A 20,510-nucleotide genomic window follows, 5' to 3' on the forward strand; every position below is an offset into this window, starting at 1 on the left:
TGAGGACGAGTCCGTCCGAAAACCAGCTTGCCGCCATGACGGCGGCTGCGAAAGCCCGAAACCGGAGCACTTTGCCCGAACGCAGCCTCACCGCAACGATCAGGCAGCCAAATCGGCGCAGCCGAAGCGCTTGATCAGACGTTCCTTAACGGTTCCCAAGTTCTCCATTTTGGCGAGCAGGAACCGCGCCGCAAGCCGCAGCGCGTGGCTCGCGTCCCGCGCCACCAGCGACACGATCAGCCGCCGCCAGCGCGCGAAGAGATACGACCCTTCCCCGCGCGTGAAAAGCGCCGCCACCTCGCCCGCCGTCATTGCCCGCCTCTCCCCATTCCGCCGCTCCGCGGGGGAGTATTTTTGCCAAGAAGAACCGGCAAGGAAGGAGTCTGCCCCTTGCGCATCTTCTTGGCGAAAATACTCCCGCCGGAGGCTCCCCAAGCATCGGCAGCGGGCAGGCCGGGGTCATTTCCCGAACAGGTCGGCCTGCCCCGGCGCCTTGGGCGGCTCGATCCCCAGATGCCGCCAGGCCTTCTGCGCCAGCATCCGGCCGCGCGGGGTGCGCTGGATCAGGCCCTGCTGCAAGAGGTAAGGCTCGATCACTTCCTCGATCGCGTCGCGGCTTTCGCTCAGCGCGGCCGAGATCGTCTCGACCCCCACCGGCCCGCCGCCGTAGTTCTCGGCCAGCAGGCTCAGATAGCGCCGGTCGGCGCTGTCGAGGCCGAGGTGATCGACCCCCAGCCGGGTCAGCGAACTGTCGGCGATCGCCCGCGTCAGCGTGCCGTCGCCCTCCACCAGCGCGAAATCCACCACCCGGCGCAAGAGGCGCCCGGCGATGCGGGGCGTACCGCGCGCGCGTTTCGCGATCTCGCGGCAGCCGTCGGGGGCGGCGGGGATGTTCAGCAGGCGGGCGCCCCGGGTGACGATCTCGTGCAGTTCGTCCTCGGTATAGAACTGCAACCGGGTGGGGATGCCGAAGCGGTCGCGCAGTGGCGTCGTCAGCAGGCCCAGCCGGGTGGTGGCGCCGACCAGCGTGAAGGGCTGCAGGTCGATCCGCACAGTGCGCGCCGCGGGCCCCTCGCCGATCACCAGATCGAGCGCGAAATCCTCCAGCGCCGGATAGAGCACCTCCTCCACCACCGGGGACAGCCGGTGGATCTCGTCGATGAACAGCACGTCGCGCGGCTCGAGGTTGGTCAGGATCGCCGCCAGATCGCCGGCCTTGGCCAGCACCGGGCCCGAGGTCATGCGGAACCCCACCCCCAGTTCGCGCGCCATGATCTGCGCCAGCGTGGTCTTGCCCAGACCGGGCGGGCCGTGGAACAGCGTGTGGTCCATCGCCTCGCCGCGCATCTTGGCGCTTTCGATGAAGACGCGCAGGTTGGCGCGCGCCTCGGCCTGCCCGATGAAATCCTCCAGCCGCTGCGGGCGCAGCGCGCGGTCGCCATCCTCGGGCAGCGATTCGGGGCGCAGCGTGGGGTCGGGCGTGGCCATCCCCTACCCCTTCGGCGCCAAGAGCTTCAGCGCGGCGCGGATCAGCGTGGCCGTCGTGGCCTCGGGCGTTTGGGCGGCGACGGTGGCCACCGCCTGCGCCGCCTCGCCCTGGCCATAACCGAGGTTGATCAGCGCCGACAGCGCATCGGCCGTGTGCATCGCCCGCGCCTCGGCCGGGGCCGGCGCGGCGCGGGGGGCGCGGCGCGTCGGCGCCACCGTCCCCTCGGCCTCGGGCAGCGTCGCCGGGGCCGACAGCGCGGCCCCCATCGCCATCACGCCGGGCGCCTTGGCCTTCAGTTCCAGCACCACGCGCTGCGCGATCTTGGGGCCGACGCCGGGCGCCGCCTTGATCGCCGTCACGTCGCCCAGCGCGATCGCGCGGGCCAGCGTTTCCGGCCCCAGCGTGCCAAGGATCGCCAGCGCCGCCTTGGCGCCCACCCCCTGCACCGTCATCAGCAACCGGTGCCATTCCTTTTCCAGCAGGGTCGGAAAGCCGAACAGTTGCAACAGGTCCTCGCGCACCAAGAGTTCGGTATAAAGCGCCACCGCCTCGCCCAGCCCCGGCATCTGCGCCAGCGTACGGTCCGAGACATGCACGATGTAGCCCACGCCGCGCACGTCGATCAGCACATGGTCGGCGCCGCGATGGTCCAGGATGCCCGCGATCCGCCCGATCATCGCGCCGCCTCCGCCCGCGCGAGCGCGGCGGCAAAGCGCCCGGCCGACTGCATGTGATGCGCGTGGCAGATCGCCACCGCCAGTGCGTCGGCCGCATCCGGTCCGGCGATGATGACCCCCGGCAGATGCAGCCGCACCATGTGATCCACCTGCACCTTGGCGGCGTGGCCGACGCCCACCACCGTCTTCTTGACGGCGTTCGGCGCATACTCCCCCACCTCCAGCCCCGCCTGTGCGGGCACCAGCAGCGCGATGCCGCGCGCCTGGCCCAGCTTCAGCGTGGCGACGCCGTCCTTGTTGACGAAGGTCAGCTCCACCGCCGCTGTGTCGGGCGCGTATTTGCGCACCACTTCGGTCAATTGGGTGTGCAGGGTCAGCAGGCGCGGCGCCAGATCGCCCGAATCAGAGTGGCAGATTCCGTTTGCGACGTGAGTCAGTCGCGATCCCGCGACGTCGATCAGCCCCCAGCCGAGGTTGCGCAACCCGGGGTCGATCCCCAAAACCCGCATGCTGCCCCACTGCCCTGTTGCTTTTCTGACGCAGTAGCACGAACAGCGAACATCCGCCAGAGTCATCGCCCGGCGGCAGCCTGCCACACTTCCGCCACAAACCGGCCCTCGCAGATGCAGAAAGCGCCGCTCCGGCCATCAAAAGCGACGCCGCTTTCACAGCGCCGTCACCTTCGTTTCAGCCTTGTTTCATTGGGTGAAAGCCATGCGTTCCACGCATGAGGGACATGCGCCCCGTTCCGCTTGAGTCCGCAAACTGCCGGGCCTAAATGCGCTTCATCGTAACAGCGCCTGAAGATCAGGCACTCTGAAAAGGATATCCGCCATGGCCGCCGCTTCGTCGACCCGCCCGGCGCCGTTCGGCGCCATCGCGACCTACAAGGTCGTTACCGCATTCTCCGCCCTCGCCACCGTGATGTCGACCTGGAACGACGCCCGCGTGACCCGCCATTCGCTGGGCAAGCTCAGCGACCGCGAGCTTGACGACATCGGCCTGTGCCGGGGTGACATCGAGCTGATCGCGCAAAACCGCGCCTGATCGCCCGATCCGCAACAAGAAAGGGCCGCGTCGGGGAAACCCGCGCGGCCTTTGTCTGTTCAAGGGGGGCGCTACTTGGCCGCGGCCTGCGAACTGCGCAGATCCGAAATCTTCTCGGCCAGAAAACCAGTTACCGGATCCACCGACATCACCACCGCGCCGACGCGATCGATGGTGCCGCCCGCCTGAAGCCCGGCGATGCGGTTGGCATAGTCCGCGGGCCCGACGACGGACAGCATGAGAACCTTCACGACGGTCACCGCGATCACAACCATCACAAGCGGGCGAACGATGTGGAATGAACGCGACGGCGGTGGCACGAAATAGGCGCGGCTCAGTGTGCCGGTCGCCTCAAATCCGCCACCGCGGCGATGTCGTTTCTGAATGCGGTAGATGCGTCCGTAGAAGTCACGCAGATTCGGGTCGGCCATAACAAACTCCAACAGCACGGCCCCCGCCACGTGTTGGTTCTACGGTGATATTGCGGCAAAATTAAGGCGCATGACGCGAACTTGCCGCAAATTGGGCTGGTATGACCCGCGCTCGCGCGGTCGTGATCAGCGCGACGTGATCAGGGCGACGGGCCCGGCGCGCGCGGCAATGGCGCCGCGATGAACAGCCCGGCCTTGCCGCGCATGGTCTGGCCCGCGCCGCCAAGCCCGGTCATCGCCCCGCCCGGCATGGGGACGTGAACGAAGGTGATGCCGCCCAGGACCGACCCGCCCGCCCCCGCCGAGCCGGCTGCCTGCGCGCCCATCCCCATGCGGCGCACGCCCGGCGCGGCCACCATCGTCACCCCGGAGGGAGACGGATTGAAATTGAGTGAGGTCGGCGCCGAGGTCGGCGTTTCGGACGGGGCAGAGGCCGCCGTGCTTTCCACCGCGCTGATCTTGGTCTGCGCCGCGACCGCCACAGCGACGGCGTCACCCGTGGTCGCGCGCAGCAGCATCGTCACCGGGTCGGGGCGCATCAGCAGCGCGGCAAACTGGTCGAGCATCGTCCCCCGCGCCAACTCGGCACGATGCTGGTCATAGGCATCGGGACCGATGTCCAGAAACAGGGCGCCCTTCAGCACGATCACCGACACCGCCGCCATGCCCGCCAGCTTCAGGCCGATCTCGGTCCGCCGCCAGGGGCGCGCAAGGTGGGCGCCCAGCGCAATGCGTGGCCGGGTCAGCGCGGCACGGACCCGCGCTTCCTCGATGCGGCGCAGCCGATCCTCGAATTCGTCGTGTTGGTTGGCGTCCATTCCTCATCGCCTCGGGTCCGACCTGCCGGACCGGACGACCCTGAGCCGCAAAAGCGGCGAAAGCATGGAAAATTATCGGCGTTTCATCAGCGTCAGCGCGCTCCACTCGCCCAGATCCTCGCGGGTCTCCAGTTCGAAGCCCTGCGCGGCATAGGCCGCCGTCACCGCCTCGGCCTGCGTCACCAGCAGGCCCGACAGGATCACCCGCCCGCCCGGCGCGACATGGGCGGCCATCGCCGGGGCCAGGTCGATCAGCGGCCCCATCAGGATGTTCGCGAACACGAGGTCGAACGGCGCCGCCGCCTCCAGCCGCGGATGGTCGAACCCCGCCGCCTCAAGGCAGATCACCCGGCCGTCCAGCCCGTTCACCGCCACGTTGACCTCGGCCACCTCGACCGCGACCTCGTCGATATCCGACGCCAGCACCGGGTTCGGCCAGATCGACGCCGCCGCCATCGCCAGAACCGCCGTGCCGCAGCCGATATCGGCGACGTTCAGCGCCACGACCCCCGCCCGGTCCAGCCGGTCGAGCGCGCGCAGGCAGCCCAGCGTGGTGCCGTGGTGCCCGGTGCCGAAGGCCATCGAGGCCTCGATCATCAGCGCGATCCGGCCCTCGGGCACCTTGTCGGCGTCATGGCTGCCGAAAACGAAGAAGCGCCCCGCCTCCACCGGCGTCAGCTCGCGCCTGACCTTGGCGACCCAGTCGATCTCGGGCAGTTCCGACACCGCGAACGGCCGCGCGCCATGCACGGCCGCCAGCAACGCCAGCGCCACCCCGTCGGGGGCTTCGGTGAAATAGACGCCAACCTCCCAGAGGCCCGAGCCGTCCTCGATCTCGAACACGCCAACGCCGGTGGGTTCCGGCTCCAGCGTCTCCAGCGCCTCGGCCAGCGCCTCGGCGGCCTCTTTCCCCGGCAGGGTCGTCAAAGCGGAATAGGTGGGCATCGCGGGCACTCCGGGATTGCGGTCGGTCCTGCCCTACGGCGCGGCGTCCGCGCGGTCAAGCCAGCCCCGCACCGTCTCGACCCCCGCGGCCAGGTCTGCCGCCGCATCGAGCCGCAGCAGCGGGCAGGGCAGCCGCGACAGCCAATCCTCCTGGGTGCGGCGGGAGCGGCGCAGGAAGGTCGGATCGTCATAGCCCGCCGCCCAGGCGACAAACTCGCGATGCGCGGGCTCCAGATCGCCCCCCGGCGCGATCCGCGCGCCATGGCGTGCGACCTCCCGCGCCGTCAGCCGGGCAACACGCGCGGCCGGGTCCAGCGTCAGGAACACGGCATGGGTCAGCCGCGGGATCACCGCATCGCCCCACCCCATCGGCGAGCCCGACAGCACCCAATCGGCGCGCGGCAGGAACATGCCATGCATCAGCGCGACGCGCTCGCCCTCGCGGCGCCGCGCGGTGAAGGGCGGATCGGTCGGGTGCCAGTAGAAATCGTCGAGGTCGAAATGCTGCGTCTCCAGCGTCGAGGCCAGCGCCCGCCCCAGCGTCGAGGTGCCCGCCCCGCTGCCGCCGATGATCAGGATGCGTGCCACGCGCTGCCTCCTCCGGTTCGGGTCCGAGGTAGCGCGTGGCCCCGGGCACGGCAAGCGGCGGCGTGCCTTGGAATCGGCTTGGCCGTGCTATGGTGCGGCAGGGCGGGCCGACGGTGTCCGCCCCACCCCGCAACCCACCGGAGGAAACCCCCGATGACCCGACATTTGGCCCGCGCTTTCGCCCTTGTGCTGGCGCTTGCCCTGCCCGGCGCCGTTCTCGCCGATCCGGCGATGAGCGCCGACAGTGCGAAGGGAAAGATCCTGACGAATGCCGCCGGCATGACGCTTTACACCTTTGCCAAGGACGCAGCCGGGAAATCCGCCTGCAACGGCGGCTGCGCTGCGAACTGGCCGCCGCTCGCGGCCAAATCCGGCGACATGGCGCTGGGTGACTGGACGATCATCACCCGGGACGATGGCACGATGCAGTGGGCCTACAAGGGCGCGCCGCTTTACACCTTCAAGATGGACAAGGCCAAGGGCGACGTGACCGGCGACGGCATGGCGGGCGCCTGGCACCTAGCGCGGCCGTAACGCGCGCCCGCCTGGCTGACCGGCGGGCTGACGGCCTGCCCGCCGATCAGTCACAGAAAGCTCTGCGGGTCGATGTCGATCGCCAGCCGCAGATCGGCGGGCAGTTTCACCTGCCCGACCCAGCGCGCCAGCGCCGCCTGCAACGGCGCGCCCTTGTCCGCCTTGACCAGCAGCCGCACCCGGTGCCGCCCGCGGATGCGCGCGATCGGGGCGGGCGCGGGCCCGAAGACCTGTGCGCCCACCGCGCGCAACGGCCCGTCGCGCCGCGCCAGTTCGGCGCCGAAATCGAACACCGCCTGCACGTCGGGTGACGACAGCACGATGCCCGCCATCCGGCCATAGGGCGGCATCCCCGCCGCCTTGCGCTCGGCGGCCTCGGCGCGCCAGAACCCCTCCTCGTCGCCCGACAGGATCGCGCGGATCACCGGATGCTCCGGCTGGCAGGTCTGCAACAGCGCCAGCCCCGGCTTTTCCGCCCGCCCGGCGCGCCCCGCCACCTGCCGCATGGTCTGGAACGTCCGTTCCGCGGCGCGCAGGTCCGAGCCCTGCAAGCCCAGATCGGCGTCGATCACCCCGACCAGCGTCAGATGCGGAAAGTTGTGCCCCTTGGCCACCAGTTGCGTGCCGATGATGATGTCCGCCGCACCCGCCGCGATGGCCTCGATCTGCTCCTTCAGTGCCCGCGCCGACCCGAACAGGTCGGATGACAGCACCGCCACCCGTGCGGTGGGAAAGACCTTCGCGACCTCTTCTGCCAGCCGTTCGACCCCCGGCCCCACCGGCGCCAGCTTGCCCTCCACCCCGCACGACGGGCACTTGACCGGCATCGGCTTGGTTTCGCCGCACTGATGGCAGACGAGGCGTTTCAGGAACCGGTGTTCCACCATCCGCGCGTCGCAGTGGTCGCAGCCGATCTGGTGGCCGCAGGCGCGGCAGACCGTCACCGGCGCATAGCCGCGGCGGTTGAGGAACAGCAGCGATTGTTCCCCTGCCTGCAAGCGTGCCGCCACCGCCCGTTGCAGCGTGGGCGAGATCCAGCGGTCACTGGCCAGCGTTTCCGCCCGCATGTCGATCGCCCGCATCTCGGGCAATTCCGCCGCGCCGAAACGGGCAGGCAGGTCAAGGCGCGCGTATTTCCCGGCCTCGGCGTTGACCCAGCTTTCGAGCGAGGGCGTCGCCGAAGCCAGCACCACCTGCGCGTGCAGGATCGAGGCCCGCAGCACCGCCATGTCGCGCGCGTTGTAAAGCACGCCGTCCTCTTGCTTGTAGGAGGTGTCGTGTTCCTCATCGACGACGATCAGCCCCAGATCGCGGAACGGCAGGAACAGCGCCGAGCGCGCGCCCACCACCAGTTGCGCCGCGCCTTCCCCTGCCATCCGCCAGACCCGCCGCCGTTCGGTGACGGTGATGCCGGAATGCCATTCGGCCGGGCGCGCGCCAAAGCGATCCTCCACCCGCGCCAGAAACCCCGCCGTCAGCGCGATCTCGGGGATCAGCACCAGCGCCTGGCGCCCCTTGGCAAGGCATTCCGCCACCGCCTCCAGATAGACCTCGGTCTTGCCCGAGCCGGTCACGCCTTTCAGCAGCGTGGTGCCATAGGTGCCCGCGGCCACGCCCGCCCGCAGCACCGCCGCGGCCTTCGCCTGATCGGGCGACAGCACCGCCCCCGCCAGCGTCGGGTCGAGCCGCGGATAGGGCTGATCGCGCGGCGCCGCTTCCTCCGACACCGCGCCCTGCGCCACCAGTCCCTTGACCACCGACGACGTGACCCCGGCAAGATCGGCCAGTTCGCCCAGCGTGAAGGCCAGCCCGCCGTGGTCGCGCAGCACGGCCAGCACGCGGGTGCGCGCATCCGTCATGCGGTCGGGCTCCGCCCCGCCCAGCCGGTAGACGCGCCGCATCGCCGGGCTGTCGCCCAAGCCCGGCGCGCGGGTCGCCAGCCGCAGCATCGCGTGCAGCGGCGTCAGCGTGTAATCGGCGGCGCGGCTCAGGAACAGCCGCATTTCCTCCTGCATCGGCGCCGCGTCCAGCACCCGCGTCACGCCGCGCAGCTTGGCCGCATCAAAGCCGCCCTGCCCCGGCCCCCAGACCACGCCCAGCACCCGGCGCGGGCCCAGCGGCACCTCGACATAGGCGCCCGCGACACAGCCGCCTTCGGGGGCGCGGTAATCCAGCAGACGGTCAAGCGGCTGCGTGGTCAGCACGCCGACCCGCTCGCCCTCGTCAAAATCGCCCGCGTCCGTCATGCCCGATCCTTTGGCCTTCCGAGAGGCCCCACCTTGCGCTAATACATCGCCGACCACAGCCGCAACCGGAAGGGGACGCGCCCATGAAATTCTTCGTCGATACCGCCGACGTCGCCGCCATCGCAGAGCTGCACGCTCTGGGCATGGTGGACGGCGTGACCACGAACCCCTCGCTGATCCTGAAATCCGGCCGCGACATCCGCGAAGTCACCCGGGAAATCTGCAGCATCGTCTCGGGCCCGGTCTCGGCCGAGGTGGTGTCGCTGAAGGCCGACGAGATGATCGCCGAAGGGCGCAGCCTTGTGACCATCGCGCCGAACATCACGGTGAAGGTGCCGCTGACCTGGGACGGGCTGAAAGCCTGCAAGGTGCTGTCGGACGAGGGCCACATGGTCAACGTCACGCTCTGCTTCTCGGCCAACCAGGCGCTGATCGCGGCCAAGGCCGGGGCCACCTTCATTTCGCCCTTCATCGGGCGGCTGGACGATACCAACGTGGACGGGCTCGACCTGATCGCCGACATCCGCACGATCTACGACAACTACAACTTCAAGACCCAGATCCTTGCCGCCTCGATCCGCACCGTGAACCACATCACCGAATGCGCCCGCATCGGCGCCGATGTGATGACCGCCCCGCCGGAGGTGATCCGCAAGCTGGCGAGCCACCCGCTGACCGACGCGGGTCTGGCGCAGTTCATGAAAGACTGGGAAAAGACCGGGCAGAAGATCCTCTGACCTTGACGGCCTGCCCGCCCCGGACCACCTCCGGGGCAGCGCCCCGCCGCGAAAGGATCAGATGATGCACACCCGCCCGCTCGGGCTCACCGGCCCCCAAAGCTCGGCGCTCGGCCTTGGTTGCATGGGCATGTCGGATGCCTATGGCCCCGCCGACCGCACCGAAAGCCTCGCCACGATCCACGCCGCGATGGAGGCCGGGATCACCCTGCTCGACACCGGCGATTTCTACGGCATGGGCCACAACGAGATGCTGATCGCCGAGGCGATCCGGGGGCGGCGCGACCGCGTGCTGCTGTCGGTCAAGTTCGGCGCGCAGCGCGACCCGTCCAACGCCTGGATCGGCTTCGACGCGCGCCCTGCGGCGGTGAAGACCGCGCTGGCCTACACGCTGCGGCGGCTGAACACCGACCATGTCGACATCTACCGCCCGGCCCGCCTTGATCTGCAGGTGCCGATCGAGGACACCATCGGCGCCATCGCCGACATGGTGAAGGCGGGCTATGTGCGCGCCATCGGCCTGTCGGAAGTCGGCCCGGAAACGATCCGCCGCGCCGCCGCCGTGCACCCGATCTGCGACCTGCAGATCGAGTATTCGCTGATCTCGCGCGGGATCGAGGCCGCGATCCTGCCGACCTGCCGCGATCTTGGCATCGGCATCACCGCTTATGGTGTGCTGTCGCGCGGGCTGATCTCGGGGCACTGGACCGGCGCGATGCAGCCCGGCGACCTGCGCGGCAACTACCCCCGCTTCAACGCCGACAACCTGGCGCACAACCTTGCGCTGGTCGAGGCGATCCGCGCCCTCGCCGAGGCCCGCGCCGCCACCGTCGCGCAGGTTGCCATCGCCTGGGTGCTGGCCAAGGGCGCCGACATCGTTCCGCTGATCGGCGCCCGCAGCCGGGTCCGACTGGACGAGGCGCTGGGCGCGCTCGGGCTCGACCTCAGTCCCGGCGAGGTCGCCGCGCTGGAGGCCGCGATCCCGCAGGACGCCGCCGCGGGCCCCCGCTACGCCGCCGCCCAGATGACGCACCTTGACAGCGAACGCGGCTGAACCCGCCAAACGTCTGGTGCCAAGCTCGCATTTTCGTGTATGGTTCGGCGAAACACGTTAGCGAAGCCGCGTCGCTTCGCCCCAAAAGACGAGGCAGGCATGGCTGAGGCGGCAATGATCGACAACGACTTGCGCGACCGGATTCTGGCGGACCCCGAGCGGGTGCTGGACGACCACGATCTGATGCGCGCCCTTGTCGCCGCCAACGAGCGCGCGCTCGGCTCCAACGTGGTCGATCTGCGCGGCATCGCGATGGAACGGCTGGAGGCGCGGCTCGACCGGCTGGAAGACACCCACCGGTCGGTGATTGCCGCGGCCTACGAGAACCTCGCGGGCACCAATCAGATCCATCGCGCCGTGCTCCGGATGCTCGACCCGGTCACGTTCGAGGAATTCCTGACCAACCTTGGCGGCGAGGTCGCGCAGATCCTGCGGCTCGAATCCGTCCGTCTGGTGCTGGAAACCGGCGAAGCCGACAAGGATCCGGTGCTGCGCCGTCTTGGCGACGTGCTGATCACCGCCGCCCCCGGCTTCATCGACAGCTATGTGCAGGCCGGGCGCCGTGGCCCCGCGCGCCCCGTGACGTTGCGCCAGACGCAGCCCTCATCCGACGCGATCTATGGCGAGGCGGCGGGCTGGGTCCGGTCCGAGGCGCTGATGCGGCTCGACTTCGGCACCGGACGGCTGCCGGGCCTCTTGGCCTTCGGCTCGGAAGACCCCCACCATTTCCGCCCCTCGCAGGGCACCGACCTCTTGGCCTTCTTCGCGGGCAGCTTCGAACGGGCCATGCGTCGCTGGCTGGCATGAGCCTCGCGCTCTCGCCCGCCGAACGCGACGCGCTGGAGCAGTGGCTGACCCATCTCGCCGCCCTCAAGGGCCGCGCCGCCAATACCGTCGCCGCCTACCGCCGCGACGTGACCGGCTTTCTGGACTTCCTCGCCCGTCATCATGGCGGCCCGATGGGGCTGGGTGCGCTGGTGGCGCTGGGTCAGCCCGACCTGCGCGCCTGGATGGCGCATGAACGCGGGCGCGGCGTCTCGACCCGCTCGCTGGCACGCGCGCTGTCGGCGGTCAAGACCTTCCTGCGCTGGCTCAGCGACCGTGACGGCGGCGAACCGACCGCGATCCTGGCCGCCCGCAGCCCGAAATACCGCCGCAAACTGCCGCGTCCGCTCACCGAAGACGCCGCCCGCGCGATGCTCGCCGCCGTCGGCGACGACGCGCGCGAAGACTGGATCGCCGTGCGCGACACCGCCGTGCTGACGCTGCTTTACGGCTGCGGGCTGCGCATCTCCGAGGCGCTGGGGCTGACCGGCGCCGCCGCCATGCTGCCCGATACGCTGCGCATCCGCGGCAAGGGCGGCAAGGAACGGCTGGTGCCGGTGCTGCCCGCCGCCCGCGCCGCCGTGGCGGCCTATGTCGCGCGCTGCCCCTTCGACCTCGGCCCCGCCGACGCGCTCTTTCGCGGCGCGCGCGGCGGCCCGCTGTCGCCCCGCCTGATCGCCAGGGCGATGGAGGGCGCGCGGCACCGCCTTGGCCTGCCCGCTACCGCTACGCCGCACGCGATGCGCCATTCGTTCGCCACCCACCTCTTGTCGGCGGGCGGCGACCTGCGCGCCATTCAGGAACTGCTCGGTCACGCCTCGCTTTCCACCACGCAGGCCTATACCGCCGTCGATGCCGCCCGCCTGATGGAGGTTTACGACGCCGCCCACCCCCGCGCGTGACGGGTCGGCCATTGCCAGCCCGCGCGGTTTCGGTCATGAAACCCACATGACAGACAAGCAACGCGCCTTCTCCGTTCACCTGCTCACCGCCACGGGTGCGGTGTTTTCGATGCTGGCCATGCTGGCCGCCGTCGATGGCAAATGGTCGCTGATGTTCCTGTGGTTGGTGGTGGCCTTCATCGTCGATGGCCTCGACGGCCCGCTGGCCCGCAAGTACGACGTCAAGACCTACGCGCCGCAGATCGACGGCGTGCTGCTGGACCTGATCATCGACTACCTGACCTATGTCTTCATCCCGGCCTTCGCGCTGTTCAAATCGGGCCTGCTGCCGGGCTGGACGGGCTGGATCGCGATCTTCGTGATCACCTACGGCAGCGTCGTCTACTTCGCCGACACCCGGATGAAGACCAAGGACAACTCGTTTTCCGGCTTCCCGGCCTGCTGGAACATGGTCGCGGTGGTGATCTTCGCGCTGAAGCCCGATTTCTGGGTCACGCTGGCCGTGGTGGTGATCCTGGCCGCCGCGATGTTCACCCGGCTCAAGTTCATCCACCCGGTCCGCACCGACCGCTGGTATCAGATCTCGCTGCCGGTCGCCGTCGCCTGGACAGTCTTCGCCACCTGGGCCGCCCTGACGAATTTCCAGGCCGGGCTCTTTGCGCACACCGGCCTGCTGCTGACCAGCCTCTACCTCGCCTTCGCCGGCATCGCCCAGCAGATCACGCCCGTGCGCGACTGACCGCGCCCGGCGTCAGATCAGCAACCCCGCCGCCCGTTCGAGCTTCAGCAGCGCCACCTTCGTCTCCACCCCCATCCCGCCGGAAAACCCGCCAAGACCGCTGGCCCCCAGCACCCGGTGGCAGGGGATGAAGATCGGGATCGGATTGGCCCCGCAGGCCTGCCCGATCGCCTGCGCGCTGACGCCCATCTGCCGCGCGATCTCGCCATAGGTGCGGGTGCGGCCAAAGGGAATGGCGCGCAGGATGTCAAGGAACGCGCGCTGGAATTCGCCGCCACCCGGCGCCAGCGGCAGATCGAACGCGGTCAGCCGCCCGGCGAAATAGGCCTCCAGTTGCGCTTTCGCCGTGTCGAGCAGGGCCGACGAATCCTCGCCGCCCCTGCCCCAGCGCAGCCGCACGATCGCCCCGCCGTCCTCCTCGATCGTCACCGGGCCGGTCGGCGTGTCCTGCGTCGCGCGGATCATCGCGGGGTCGCCTTACCCCAGCGCGTCGTTGCAGCGCGCGCAGGTGCCCGCATGGGCGTGGCGGCCCACATCGGGCAGGATCTTCCAGCAGCGCTGGCACTTCCCGCCCTCGGCCGCCTCGAAGACCACGCCCACCCCCGGCACCTCGGGCAGGCGGAACGCCTCTTCCGGCATCGGGTCGGTGGTGATCTGGATGTCGGAGGTGATGCAGAGGTCGGCGAAATCGACCCCGTGCAGCAGATGCGCCACCGTGGCATCCGCCACGTGCACGACCGGCGCCGCCTCCAGACTGGCACCGATCACCTTGGCCGCGCGCTGCACCTCCAGCGCCGCCGTCACCACCCGGCGGACCTGCCGCACCTGCTCCCACTTCGCCGCCAGCCCGGCATCGAGCCAGCCCTCGGGCGTCGCGGGCATGTCGTGCAGGTGCACCGAGTCCTCCGCATCGGGGAAGCGCGACAGCCACACATCCTCCATCGTGAAGACCAGGATCGGGGCGAGCCAGGTCACCAGCCGCTGGAACAGCGCATCCAACACCGTGCGCGCCGCCCGCCGCCGCAGGCTACCCGCCGCATCGCAGTAAAGCGCGTCCTTGCGCACGTCGAAGTAAAGCGTCGACAGGTCCACCGTGCAGAACTGAAAGAGCCGCTGGAACACGCCCTGAAAATCGTAGGCGGCGTAGCCCTTGCGCACCTCGGCATCCAGTTCCGCCAGCCGGTGCAGCACCCAGCGCTCCAGCTCCGGCATCTGCGCCGCGTCCACCCGCTCGGCGTCGTCGAACCCCTTCAGGTTGCCCAGCACGAAACGCAGCGTGTTGCGCAGGCGGCGGTAGCTGTCGGCGGTGCCTTTCAGGATCTCCGGCCCGATGCGCTGGTCCACGGTAAAGTCGGCCTGCGCGACCCAGAGCCGCAGGACATCGGCGCCGTATTGGTCGATGACCTCCTGCGGCCCGACCGTGTTGCCGAGCGACTTGGACATCTTCATGCCCTTCTCGTCCAGCGTGAAGCCATGCGTCAGCACGCCCCGGTAGGGAGCGCGCCCCAGCGTGCCGCAGGCTTGCAGCATCGAGGAATGGAACCAGCCGCGATGCTGGTCGGTGCCCTCCAGATAAAGGTCGGCGATCCCGTCCACCGAGCCATCCGGGCGATCGCGCAGCACGAAGGCGTGGGTGGAGCCAGAGTCGAACCACACATCAAGGATGTCGAAGACTTGCACATAGGCGTCCGGATCATGCAGGCCGCCCAGCACATTCTCCTTGAATCCTTGCACATACCAGACATCCGCGCCGCCTTTCTCGAATGCGGCCACAATCCGGGCGTTGACGGCCGGATCGCGCAGAACGTAATCCGAATCCGTTGGTTGCGTGCCGTTCTTCACAAAACAGGTGAGCGGCACCCCCCAAGCCCTTTGCCGGGATAGCACCCAGTCCGGCCGCGCCTCCATCATCGAATGCAGGCGGTTGCGCCCCGAGACCGGCGTGAACTGCACCAGCTCCTCGATCGAATAAAGCGCGCGGCCCCGGATCGTATCCTTGCCGGTCACGCCGGTCAGCCCGTCCTCCAGGCTGCGGTCGATCGCCACAAACCACTGCGGCGTGTTGCGATAGATCAGCGGCGCCTTGGAGCGCCAGGAATGCGGGTAGGAATGCTTGATCTTGCCCTTCGCCAGCAGCGCGCCCGCATAGGCCAGTTGCTTGATCACCTCGACATTCGCCGGGCCGTCCTTGCCGTCCGGCTGAATGATCGACAGCCCGCCGAACAGCGGCAGATCGGCGCGGAACGACCCGTCGGGTTCCACGTTGTAGGTCATCTTCAGTTCGGGGAACGTGTCGCGGAATTCCAGATAGATCTGGTAGTCGTCGTCGCCGTGGGACGGCGCGGTGTGCACGAACCCGGTCCCGGCATCTTCGGTGACATGATTGCCCGGCAGCATCGGCACGCGGTAGTCCCATTCGCCCTTGGCATCGTCGATGCCGCGGAACGGATGGGCGAGAGTGAGGGCGGAAAGCTCCTCAGAGGTTACGCCGCGCAGCCGGGTGAAACCCTCGACCCTCGCCGCCTTGAACACCGCCTCGGCCAGCGCATCCGCCAGCAGGAGCTTTTCGCCGGGCTTCGCAGTGCTGTTCTCGGCCACGCTACCGACCTCGTAGAGGCCGTAAGCGATGGCGGGGTTGAAGCAGACCGCCCGGTTCTGCGGGATCGTCCAGGGTGTGGTGGTCCAGATCAGGACGCTCGCCCCGGAAAAGTCAGTTCTTTCTGCGGCGGTCACAGATGAATGGTGCCGCCCAGTCTCATCCCGATGCTCTGAGTAGACCGTTTCAACCCTAAACCTTACCCAGATCGTATGGCTGGTATGGTCGTGATACTCGACCTCCGCCTCGGCCAGCGCGGTCTTCTCCACCGGCGACCACATCACGGGCTTGGAGCCCTGATACAATGACCCGTTCATCACGAACTTCAGGAACTCCTCGGCGATCACCGCCTCGGAATGGTAATCCATCGTGCGGTAGGGGTCGGCCCAGTTGCCGGTGACCCCCAGCCGCTTGAACTCGGCGCGCTGGATGTCGATCCAGCCTTCCGCGAACTTGCGGCATTCCTGCCGGAAGGCGACCACGTCCACGTCATCCTTGTTCAGCCCCTTGGCGCGGTACTGTTCCTCGATCTTCCACTCGATCGGCAACCCGTGGCAATCCCAGCCCGGCACATAGCGGGCGTCGCGGCCCATCATCTGCTGGCTGCGCACCACCATGTCCTTCAGCACCTTGTTCAGCGCGTGGCCGATGTGCAGGTGACCGTTGGCATAGGGTGGGCCGTCGTGCAGCGTGAAGGGCACCCGGCCCTGTTTCTGCCGCAGGCGGTCATAGACCCCGATCCGTTCCCAGCGGGCCAGCCACTCGGGCTCGCGCTGCGGCAGGCCCGCGCGCATCGGAAACTCGGTCTCGGGCAGGAAAACGGTATCGCGGTAGTCAGGCGTATCGGCGCACATCGGATGCGGTCCTTCACTCGGATGGGTCTGGCAGGGGCGCGGCAGGGCGCGCGCAGGCGGCATCACCCGGCGGCTGAGCGGCTCAGCGCGCCGGGCCGCTAATTCGACGCGTTGCGACGAGTTCCCGGTCCATGCCGGGCTTATACGCAAGCCCCGCCGCGTGGTCCAGAGCCTGCGGCGCCGCGCCCCGTTGCGCCCGCCCGGCGTCCGCGTCAGGGTCGGCGCTCCAGCGAGGACAGTCCCATGAATGCGATGCCGCCCCGTTTCTTCGTCACGCCCGAGCAGATCGACCGGGTGATGGCCTCGTTCTACCACCGCATCCGCCACCACAGGGTGCTGGGCCCGGTCTTCACCGTCCATGTCGGCACCGATGACGCCCTCTGGCGCGCGCATGAAGACAAGATCGGCCGCTTCTGGAAGAACGCGATCCTGCGCGAGGGCGGTTACGAGGGGCGCCCGATGATGGTGCACCGCGCCGCGATGGACATCCTACCCGAACACTTCCCGCTCTGGCTCGCGCTCTTTGACGACACCGCGCAGGCGATCCTGCCACCCGAGGCCGCGGCCGCCTGGTCGGCGATGGCGCACCGGCTTGGGAACGCCTTCCGCATGGGTGTCGAGGATGCGCGCCGCCCGGCGGGCACGGTGCCACGGTTGGTCTGACCCGCCTCTTTCGGTCCTCAAGTATCCCGGGGTCCGGGGCAGAGCCCCGGGGCCGATCCCCCGCGGATCGGCCGGAGGCTCAGCCGAAGGGATCGACCGGGTAGCCCACGTCGGTGAGGTAAAGCCCCTGCGGCGGGCAGACCGGGCCGCAGGCGGCGCGGTCGCGGGCCTGAAGCGCGGTTTTCACGTCGTCGGGTTGCCAGACCCCGGCGCCGACGCGCTCCAAGGTGCCAACGATGGACCGGACCTGATTGTGCAGAAAGCTGCGGGCGCGCAGGATGAACCGATACTCGGTGCCCTGCGGGGCGGGGTGGGCGGTGATGGAAATCTCGTCCAGCGTCTTGACCGGCGAGGCGGCCTGACACATCGCGGCGCGGAAGGTGGTGAAGTCGTGGTGGCCGATCAGGTGGGCGGCCCCGGCCTGCATCGCGGCCAAATCCAGCGGCAGCATCACCTGCCAGACCCGGCCGCGGTCATGCGTGGCCGGGGCGCGGCGGGCGAGCAGGCGAAAAAGGTAGCGCCGTTCGAGCGCGGAAAACCGGGCGTGGAAGTCGTCGGGCACCCGGGCGGCGGCGAGGATCGCGACGGGGGCGGGCTTCAGGTGCCAGTTCAGCGCCTCGGTCAGCGTGAACGGGCTCCAGTCTTTCGCAAGGTCGCAATGGGCGACCTGTCCGGTGGCGTGAACGCCGGTATCGGTGCGGCCCGCCGCCGCGATGCCGGGCATGGCGGGCTCCAGCCGCCGCAGCGCGGTTTCCACCCTGTCCTGCACGGTGGGCTGGCCGGACTGGCGCTGCCAGCCGTTGAACGGGCCGCCGTCGTAGTCGATTTTCAGCGCGTAGCGGGGCATTGTGCGGGCGTAGCGCGGCGCCGGGGCCTTGGCAAGCGCCGCCCCCTACCGCTGGGGCGCTGCGCTGCCTATCTTGGGGCGGAACAAGGCGGGGCGGGGCGTGGTCATCAGCAGGCTGGCGGACGGGGTGACGCGCGGCGTCGAGGGGGCGCTGGCCTCGGTATCGGGCGCGTTGTTCGAGCCGGTGATCCGGCTTGGCGTCACCGGCCTGTCCCGTGCGGGCAAGACGGTGTTCATCACCTCGCTGGTCGCCAACCTGATGGACCGGGCGCGGATGCCGCAATTGCAGGCGGCGGCGCAGGGGCGGATCCTGTCGGCCTACCTGCAACCGCAGCCCGACGACACCGTGCCGCGCTTTGATTACGAGGCGCATCTGGGCGCGCTGACCGGGCCGCAGCCGCACTGGCCGGACTCGACCCGGGCGGTCAGCGAGTTGCGGCTGTCGCTGCGGGTGCGGCCGGGCGGGTTCTTCGGCGCGCTGACCGGGGTGCGGACGGTGCATCTCGACATCATCGACTATCCGGGCGAGTGGCTCTTGGACCTTGCGCTGATGGACAAGACCTATGCCGACTGGGCCGAGGAAACGCTGACCCGGATCGCCGCGCGGCCCGAGGCGGCGGGGTTCCTGCGTGATGCGGCGGCGGCGGACCCTGCGGCGAAGCTGGAGGAGCCGGTGGCGCAGGCGCTGGCGGCCTCGTTCACCGCTTACCTCACCGCGGCGCGGGCGGCGGGCTATTCCGACTGCACGCCGGGGCGGTTCCTGCTGCCGGGCGAGCTTGCCGGTTCGCCGGTGCTGACCTTCGCGCCGCTGCCAAAGCCCGAGGCGGCGAAGCGGGGCGCGCTCTGGCGCGAGATGGAGCGGCGCTATGACGCCTATCGCCACGCGGTGGTGCGGCCGTTCTTTCGCAGCCATTTCGCCCGGATCGACCGCCAGGTGGTGCTGGTCGATGCGCTGGGCGCGATTCACGCTGGACCGCAGGCGGTGGAAGACATGCGCCGCGCGATGGCGGATATCCTCGGCGCCTTCCGGCCCGGCCGCGCCTCCTGGCTGGCCGACCTGCTGGGGGGCAGGCGGGTGGAACGCATCCTCTTCGCCGCGACCAAGGCCGACCATCTGCACCATTCCCAGCACGGTCGGCTGACCGCGATCATGGAGGCGATGCTGCGCGAGGCCCGCGACCGCGCCGATTTCGCCGGGGCCAAGACCGCGGCGATGTCGATTGCCAGCCTGCGCGCGACGGTGGAGGAGCAGGTGACGCGCGACGGCGCCAGCCTTGACTGTGTGCGGGGGGCGCTGGCCTCGAGCGGCAAGCAGGCCGCGATGTATCCGGGCGAGTTGCCGGAAGACCCCGCCGCGTTGCTGGTGCCCGCCCGGCAGGGCGCGGCGCGCTGGCTTGATGCCGATTTCGCGGTGATGGGCTTCGCGCCCGCGCGGCTGAACCTGAAACCGGGCGAGGGGCCGCCGCACATCCGGCTGGACCGCGCGGCAGAGTTTCTGATCGGAGACCGGCTGGCATGAGCGACGCAAAACGCCCTGTGGTGATCGAGATGGACGACGGCCCCGCCGACCCCGGCGCGGCGCCCCCGGTGCCAGAGGCGACCGGCGCCGCCATGCAGGGCGTGGTGCGGCTGGCATCGCGGCCGCGATCACGGCTGGGCGGCTGGTTCTGGGCGGCGGCCTCGGCGCTCTTTTCGTTCGTGCTGTCGGTGGCGGCGTGGAACTATGTCACCGGCCTTCTGGCCAGCAACCGGGTGCTGGGGCTGATCGCGCTGGTGCTGGTGGTGGTCTTCGTCGCACTGCTGCTGGTCATCGCGCTGCGTGAACTGGCGGCCTTTGCCCGGCTGAACCGGGTCGACGGCATCCGCGCCGAGGCCGAGGCGGCGGCGGGCACCGGCGATCTGAAGGCCGCGCGCCATATCGTGACCCGGATCGAGGCGCTTTATGCCACCCGGCCCGAGTTGCGCTGGGCCCGCGAGCGGCTGGCGGCGCGGCACGGCGAGGTGTTCGACGCCGACGCGCTGATCGCGCTGGCCGAGGCGGAACTGCTGGCCCCGCTCGATCAGGCCGCGCGGCGCGAGATCGAGGCGGCGGCGCGGCAGGTGGCGACCGTCACCGCGCTGGTGCCGCTGGCGCTGGCCGATGTGGTCACCGCGCTGGCCGCCAACCTGCGCATGATCCGCCGCATCGCCGAGCTTTACGGCGGGCGATCCGGTGTGCTGGGCAACTGGCGGCTGACGAAAACGGTGATGACCCATCTGGTGGCGACCGGGGTGGTGGCGGTCGGCGACGACATGATCCATTCGGTGGCGGGGGGCACCGTCCTTTCCAAGCTCTCGCGCCGGTTCGGCGAGGGCGTGGTGAACGGCGCGCTGACCTCGCGCGTTGGCGTCGCCGCGATGGAGGTTTGCCGGCCGCTGCCGTTCCGCGCGCTGCCGCGGCCGAAGGTGTCGAATCTGGTGGCGCGCGGGCTCAAGGGGCTGTTCGGCGACAAGGCCGAAGGCTGACGCCGGGCACCGG

General features: G+C 69.6%; 22 protein-coding genes. 10 read left to right on the forward strand and 12 right to left on the reverse strand.

Annotated features, from left to right (window positions below; genetic code table 11):
- Nucleotides 1-99: 99 nt before the first annotated feature.
- The 4 genes from AC11WY_RS10885 to ruvC form a co-directional block, all read right to left on the reverse strand.
- The gene (locus AC11WY_RS10885; RefSeq protein WP_482925295.1) at nucleotides 100-312 is read right to left on the reverse strand and encodes a hypothetical protein; all 213 of its coding nucleotides are present in this window, start codon (nucleotides 310-312) and stop codon (nucleotides 100-102) included.
- A gap of 147 nt (nucleotides 313-459) precedes the next feature.
- On the reverse strand, nucleotides 460-1,488 hold the full coding sequence (gene ruvB / locus AC11WY_RS10890; RefSeq protein ID WP_482925297.1) for a Holliday junction branch migration DNA helicase RuvB: 1,029 nt from the start codon (nucleotides 1,486-1,488) through the stop codon (nucleotides 460-462).
- Between the two features lie 3 nt (nucleotides 1,489-1,491).
- A complete protein-coding gene (ruvA, locus tag AC11WY_RS10895; RefSeq protein WP_482925299.1) occupies nucleotides 1,492-2,166 on the reverse strand; it encodes a Holliday junction branch migration protein RuvA in 675 nt (224 codons plus the stop codon).
- Complete coding sequence (ruvC, locus tag AC11WY_RS10900) at nucleotides 2,163-2,675, reverse strand: crossover junction endodeoxyribonuclease RuvC (RefSeq protein ID WP_482925301.1); 513 nt, start codon at nucleotides 2,673-2,675, stop codon at nucleotides 2,163-2,165. The genes ruvA and ruvC overlap by 4 nt, the downstream gene beginning before the upstream one ends.
- Nucleotides 2,676-3,000: 325 nt before the next feature.
- Here ruvC and AC11WY_RS10905 point away from each other — a divergent pair, with 325 nt between their 5' ends.
- Nucleotides 3,001-3,213, forward strand: coding sequence for a DUF1127 domain-containing protein (locus AC11WY_RS10905; RefSeq protein ID WP_482925303.1), 213 nt, complete (start codon nucleotides 3,001-3,003; stop codon nucleotides 3,211-3,213).
- Between the two features lie 71 nt (nucleotides 3,214-3,284).
- Here the strand turns inward: AC11WY_RS10905 and AC11WY_RS10910 are convergent, their stop codons facing one another.
- From AC11WY_RS10910 to AC11WY_RS10925, 4 genes are all read right to left on the reverse strand, one after another.
- Nucleotides 3,285-3,644 carry a hypothetical protein gene (locus tag AC11WY_RS10910; RefSeq protein ID WP_482925305.1) on the reverse strand — a complete coding sequence of 120 codons (360 nt, stop codon included), beginning with the start codon at nucleotides 3,642-3,644 and terminating at the stop codon, nucleotides 3,285-3,287.
- A 140-nt stretch (nucleotides 3,645-3,784) separates the two neighbouring features.
- Nucleotides 3,785-4,462, reverse strand: a complete 678-nt coding sequence (locus AC11WY_RS10915; RefSeq protein ID WP_482925307.1) for a hypothetical protein — start codon at nucleotides 4,460-4,462, stop codon at nucleotides 3,785-3,787.
- Nucleotides 4,463-4,534: 72 nt separating this feature from the next.
- Nucleotides 4,535-5,407: a 50S ribosomal protein L11 methyltransferase gene (locus tag AC11WY_RS10920; protein WP_482925309.1), complete on the reverse strand. Its 873-nt coding sequence runs from the start codon at nucleotides 5,405-5,407 to the stop codon at nucleotides 4,535-4,537.
- 33 nt (nucleotides 5,408-5,440) lie between these two features.
- Nucleotides 5,441-5,995, reverse strand: a complete 555-nt coding sequence (locus tag AC11WY_RS10925; RefSeq protein WP_482925311.1) for a P-loop NTPase family protein — start codon at nucleotides 5,993-5,995, stop codon at nucleotides 5,441-5,443.
- A 153-nt stretch (nucleotides 5,996-6,148) separates the two neighbouring features.
- Between AC11WY_RS10925 and AC11WY_RS10930 the strand changes: the two genes are divergently transcribed.
- Complete coding sequence (locus tag AC11WY_RS10930; protein ID WP_482925313.1) at nucleotides 6,149-6,529, forward strand: COG4315 family predicted lipoprotein; 381 nt, start codon at nucleotides 6,149-6,151, stop codon at nucleotides 6,527-6,529.
- Between the two features lie 50 nt (nucleotides 6,530-6,579).
- On the opposite strand, the gene AC11WY_RS10935 is transcribed toward AC11WY_RS10930, so the two are convergent.
- Nucleotides 6,580-8,775 carry a primosomal protein N' gene (locus AC11WY_RS10935; protein WP_482925315.1) on the reverse strand — a complete coding sequence of 732 codons (2,196 nt, stop codon included), beginning with the start codon at nucleotides 8,773-8,775 and terminating at the stop codon, nucleotides 6,580-6,582.
- 83 nt (nucleotides 8,776-8,858) lie between these two features.
- Between AC11WY_RS10935 and fsa the strand changes: the two genes are divergently transcribed.
- From fsa to AC11WY_RS10960, 5 genes are all read left to right on the forward strand, one after another.
- Complete coding sequence (gene fsa, locus AC11WY_RS10940) at nucleotides 8,859-9,512, forward strand: fructose-6-phosphate aldolase (protein ID WP_482925317.1); 654 nt, start codon at nucleotides 8,859-8,861, stop codon at nucleotides 9,510-9,512.
- 64 nt (nucleotides 9,513-9,576) lie between these two features.
- Nucleotides 9,577-10,566 carry an aldo/keto reductase gene (locus AC11WY_RS10945; protein ID WP_482925319.1) on the forward strand — a complete coding sequence of 330 codons (990 nt, stop codon included), beginning with the start codon at nucleotides 9,577-9,579 and terminating at the stop codon, nucleotides 10,564-10,566.
- 99 nt (nucleotides 10,567-10,665) lie between these two features.
- Nucleotides 10,666-11,373 (forward strand): DUF484 family protein, encoded by a 708-nt coding sequence (locus AC11WY_RS10950; protein ID WP_482925321.1) that lies wholly within the window; start codon nucleotides 10,666-10,668, stop codon nucleotides 11,371-11,373.
- The gene (locus AC11WY_RS10955; protein WP_482925323.1) at nucleotides 11,370-12,293 is read left to right on the forward strand and encodes a tyrosine recombinase XerC; all 924 of its coding nucleotides are present in this window, start codon (nucleotides 11,370-11,372) and stop codon (nucleotides 12,291-12,293) included. Before AC11WY_RS10950 ends, AC11WY_RS10955 begins: the two co-directional genes overlap by 4 nt.
- Nucleotides 12,294-12,339: 46 nt before the next feature.
- Nucleotides 12,340-13,032 (forward strand): CDP-alcohol phosphatidyltransferase family protein, encoded by a 693-nt coding sequence (locus AC11WY_RS10960; RefSeq protein WP_482925325.1) that lies wholly within the window; start codon nucleotides 12,340-12,342, stop codon nucleotides 13,030-13,032.
- Nucleotides 13,033-13,044: 12 nt separating this feature from the next.
- On the opposite strand, the gene AC11WY_RS10965 is transcribed toward AC11WY_RS10960, so the two are convergent.
- Nucleotides 13,045-13,497: a methylated-DNA--[protein]-cysteine S-methyltransferase gene (locus AC11WY_RS10965; protein WP_482925327.1), complete on the reverse strand. Its 453-nt coding sequence runs from the start codon at nucleotides 13,495-13,497 to the stop codon at nucleotides 13,045-13,047.
- A gap of 12 nt (nucleotides 13,498-13,509) precedes the next feature.
- The gene (gene ileS / locus AC11WY_RS10970) at nucleotides 13,510-16,482 is read right to left on the reverse strand and encodes an isoleucine--tRNA ligase (RefSeq protein ID WP_482925329.1); all 2,973 of its coding nucleotides are present in this window, start codon (nucleotides 16,480-16,482) and stop codon (nucleotides 13,510-13,512) included.
- Nucleotides 16,483-16,725: 243 nt separating this feature from the next.
- Between ileS and AC11WY_RS10975 the strand changes: the two genes are divergently transcribed.
- Nucleotides 16,726-17,145 (forward strand): group III truncated hemoglobin, encoded by a 420-nt coding sequence (locus AC11WY_RS10975; RefSeq protein WP_482925331.1) that lies wholly within the window; start codon nucleotides 16,726-16,728, stop codon nucleotides 17,143-17,145.
- Between the two features lie 79 nt (nucleotides 17,146-17,224).
- Here AC11WY_RS10975 and truA read toward each other — a convergent pair whose 3' ends face one another.
- Nucleotides 17,225-17,992: a tRNA pseudouridine(38-40) synthase TruA gene (gene truA, locus AC11WY_RS10980; RefSeq protein WP_482925333.1), complete on the reverse strand. Its 768-nt coding sequence runs from the start codon at nucleotides 17,990-17,992 to the stop codon at nucleotides 17,225-17,227.
- 100 nt (nucleotides 17,993-18,092) lie between these two features.
- Between truA and AC11WY_RS10985 the strand changes: the two genes are divergently transcribed.
- Both AC11WY_RS10985 and AC11WY_RS10990 read left to right on the forward strand, forming a co-directional pair.
- Nucleotides 18,093-19,511 (forward strand): YcjX family GTP-binding protein, encoded by a 1,419-nt coding sequence (locus AC11WY_RS10985; RefSeq protein ID WP_482925335.1) that lies wholly within the window; start codon nucleotides 18,093-18,095, stop codon nucleotides 19,509-19,511.
- Nucleotides 19,508-20,497, forward strand: coding sequence for a YcjF family protein (locus AC11WY_RS10990; RefSeq protein WP_482925337.1), 990 nt, complete (start codon nucleotides 19,508-19,510; stop codon nucleotides 20,495-20,497). Before AC11WY_RS10985 ends, AC11WY_RS10990 begins: the two co-directional genes overlap by 4 nt.
- The last annotated feature ends 13 nt before the right edge of the window (nucleotides 20,498-20,510 follow it).

The organism is Solirhodobacter sp., assembly GCF_964715405.1.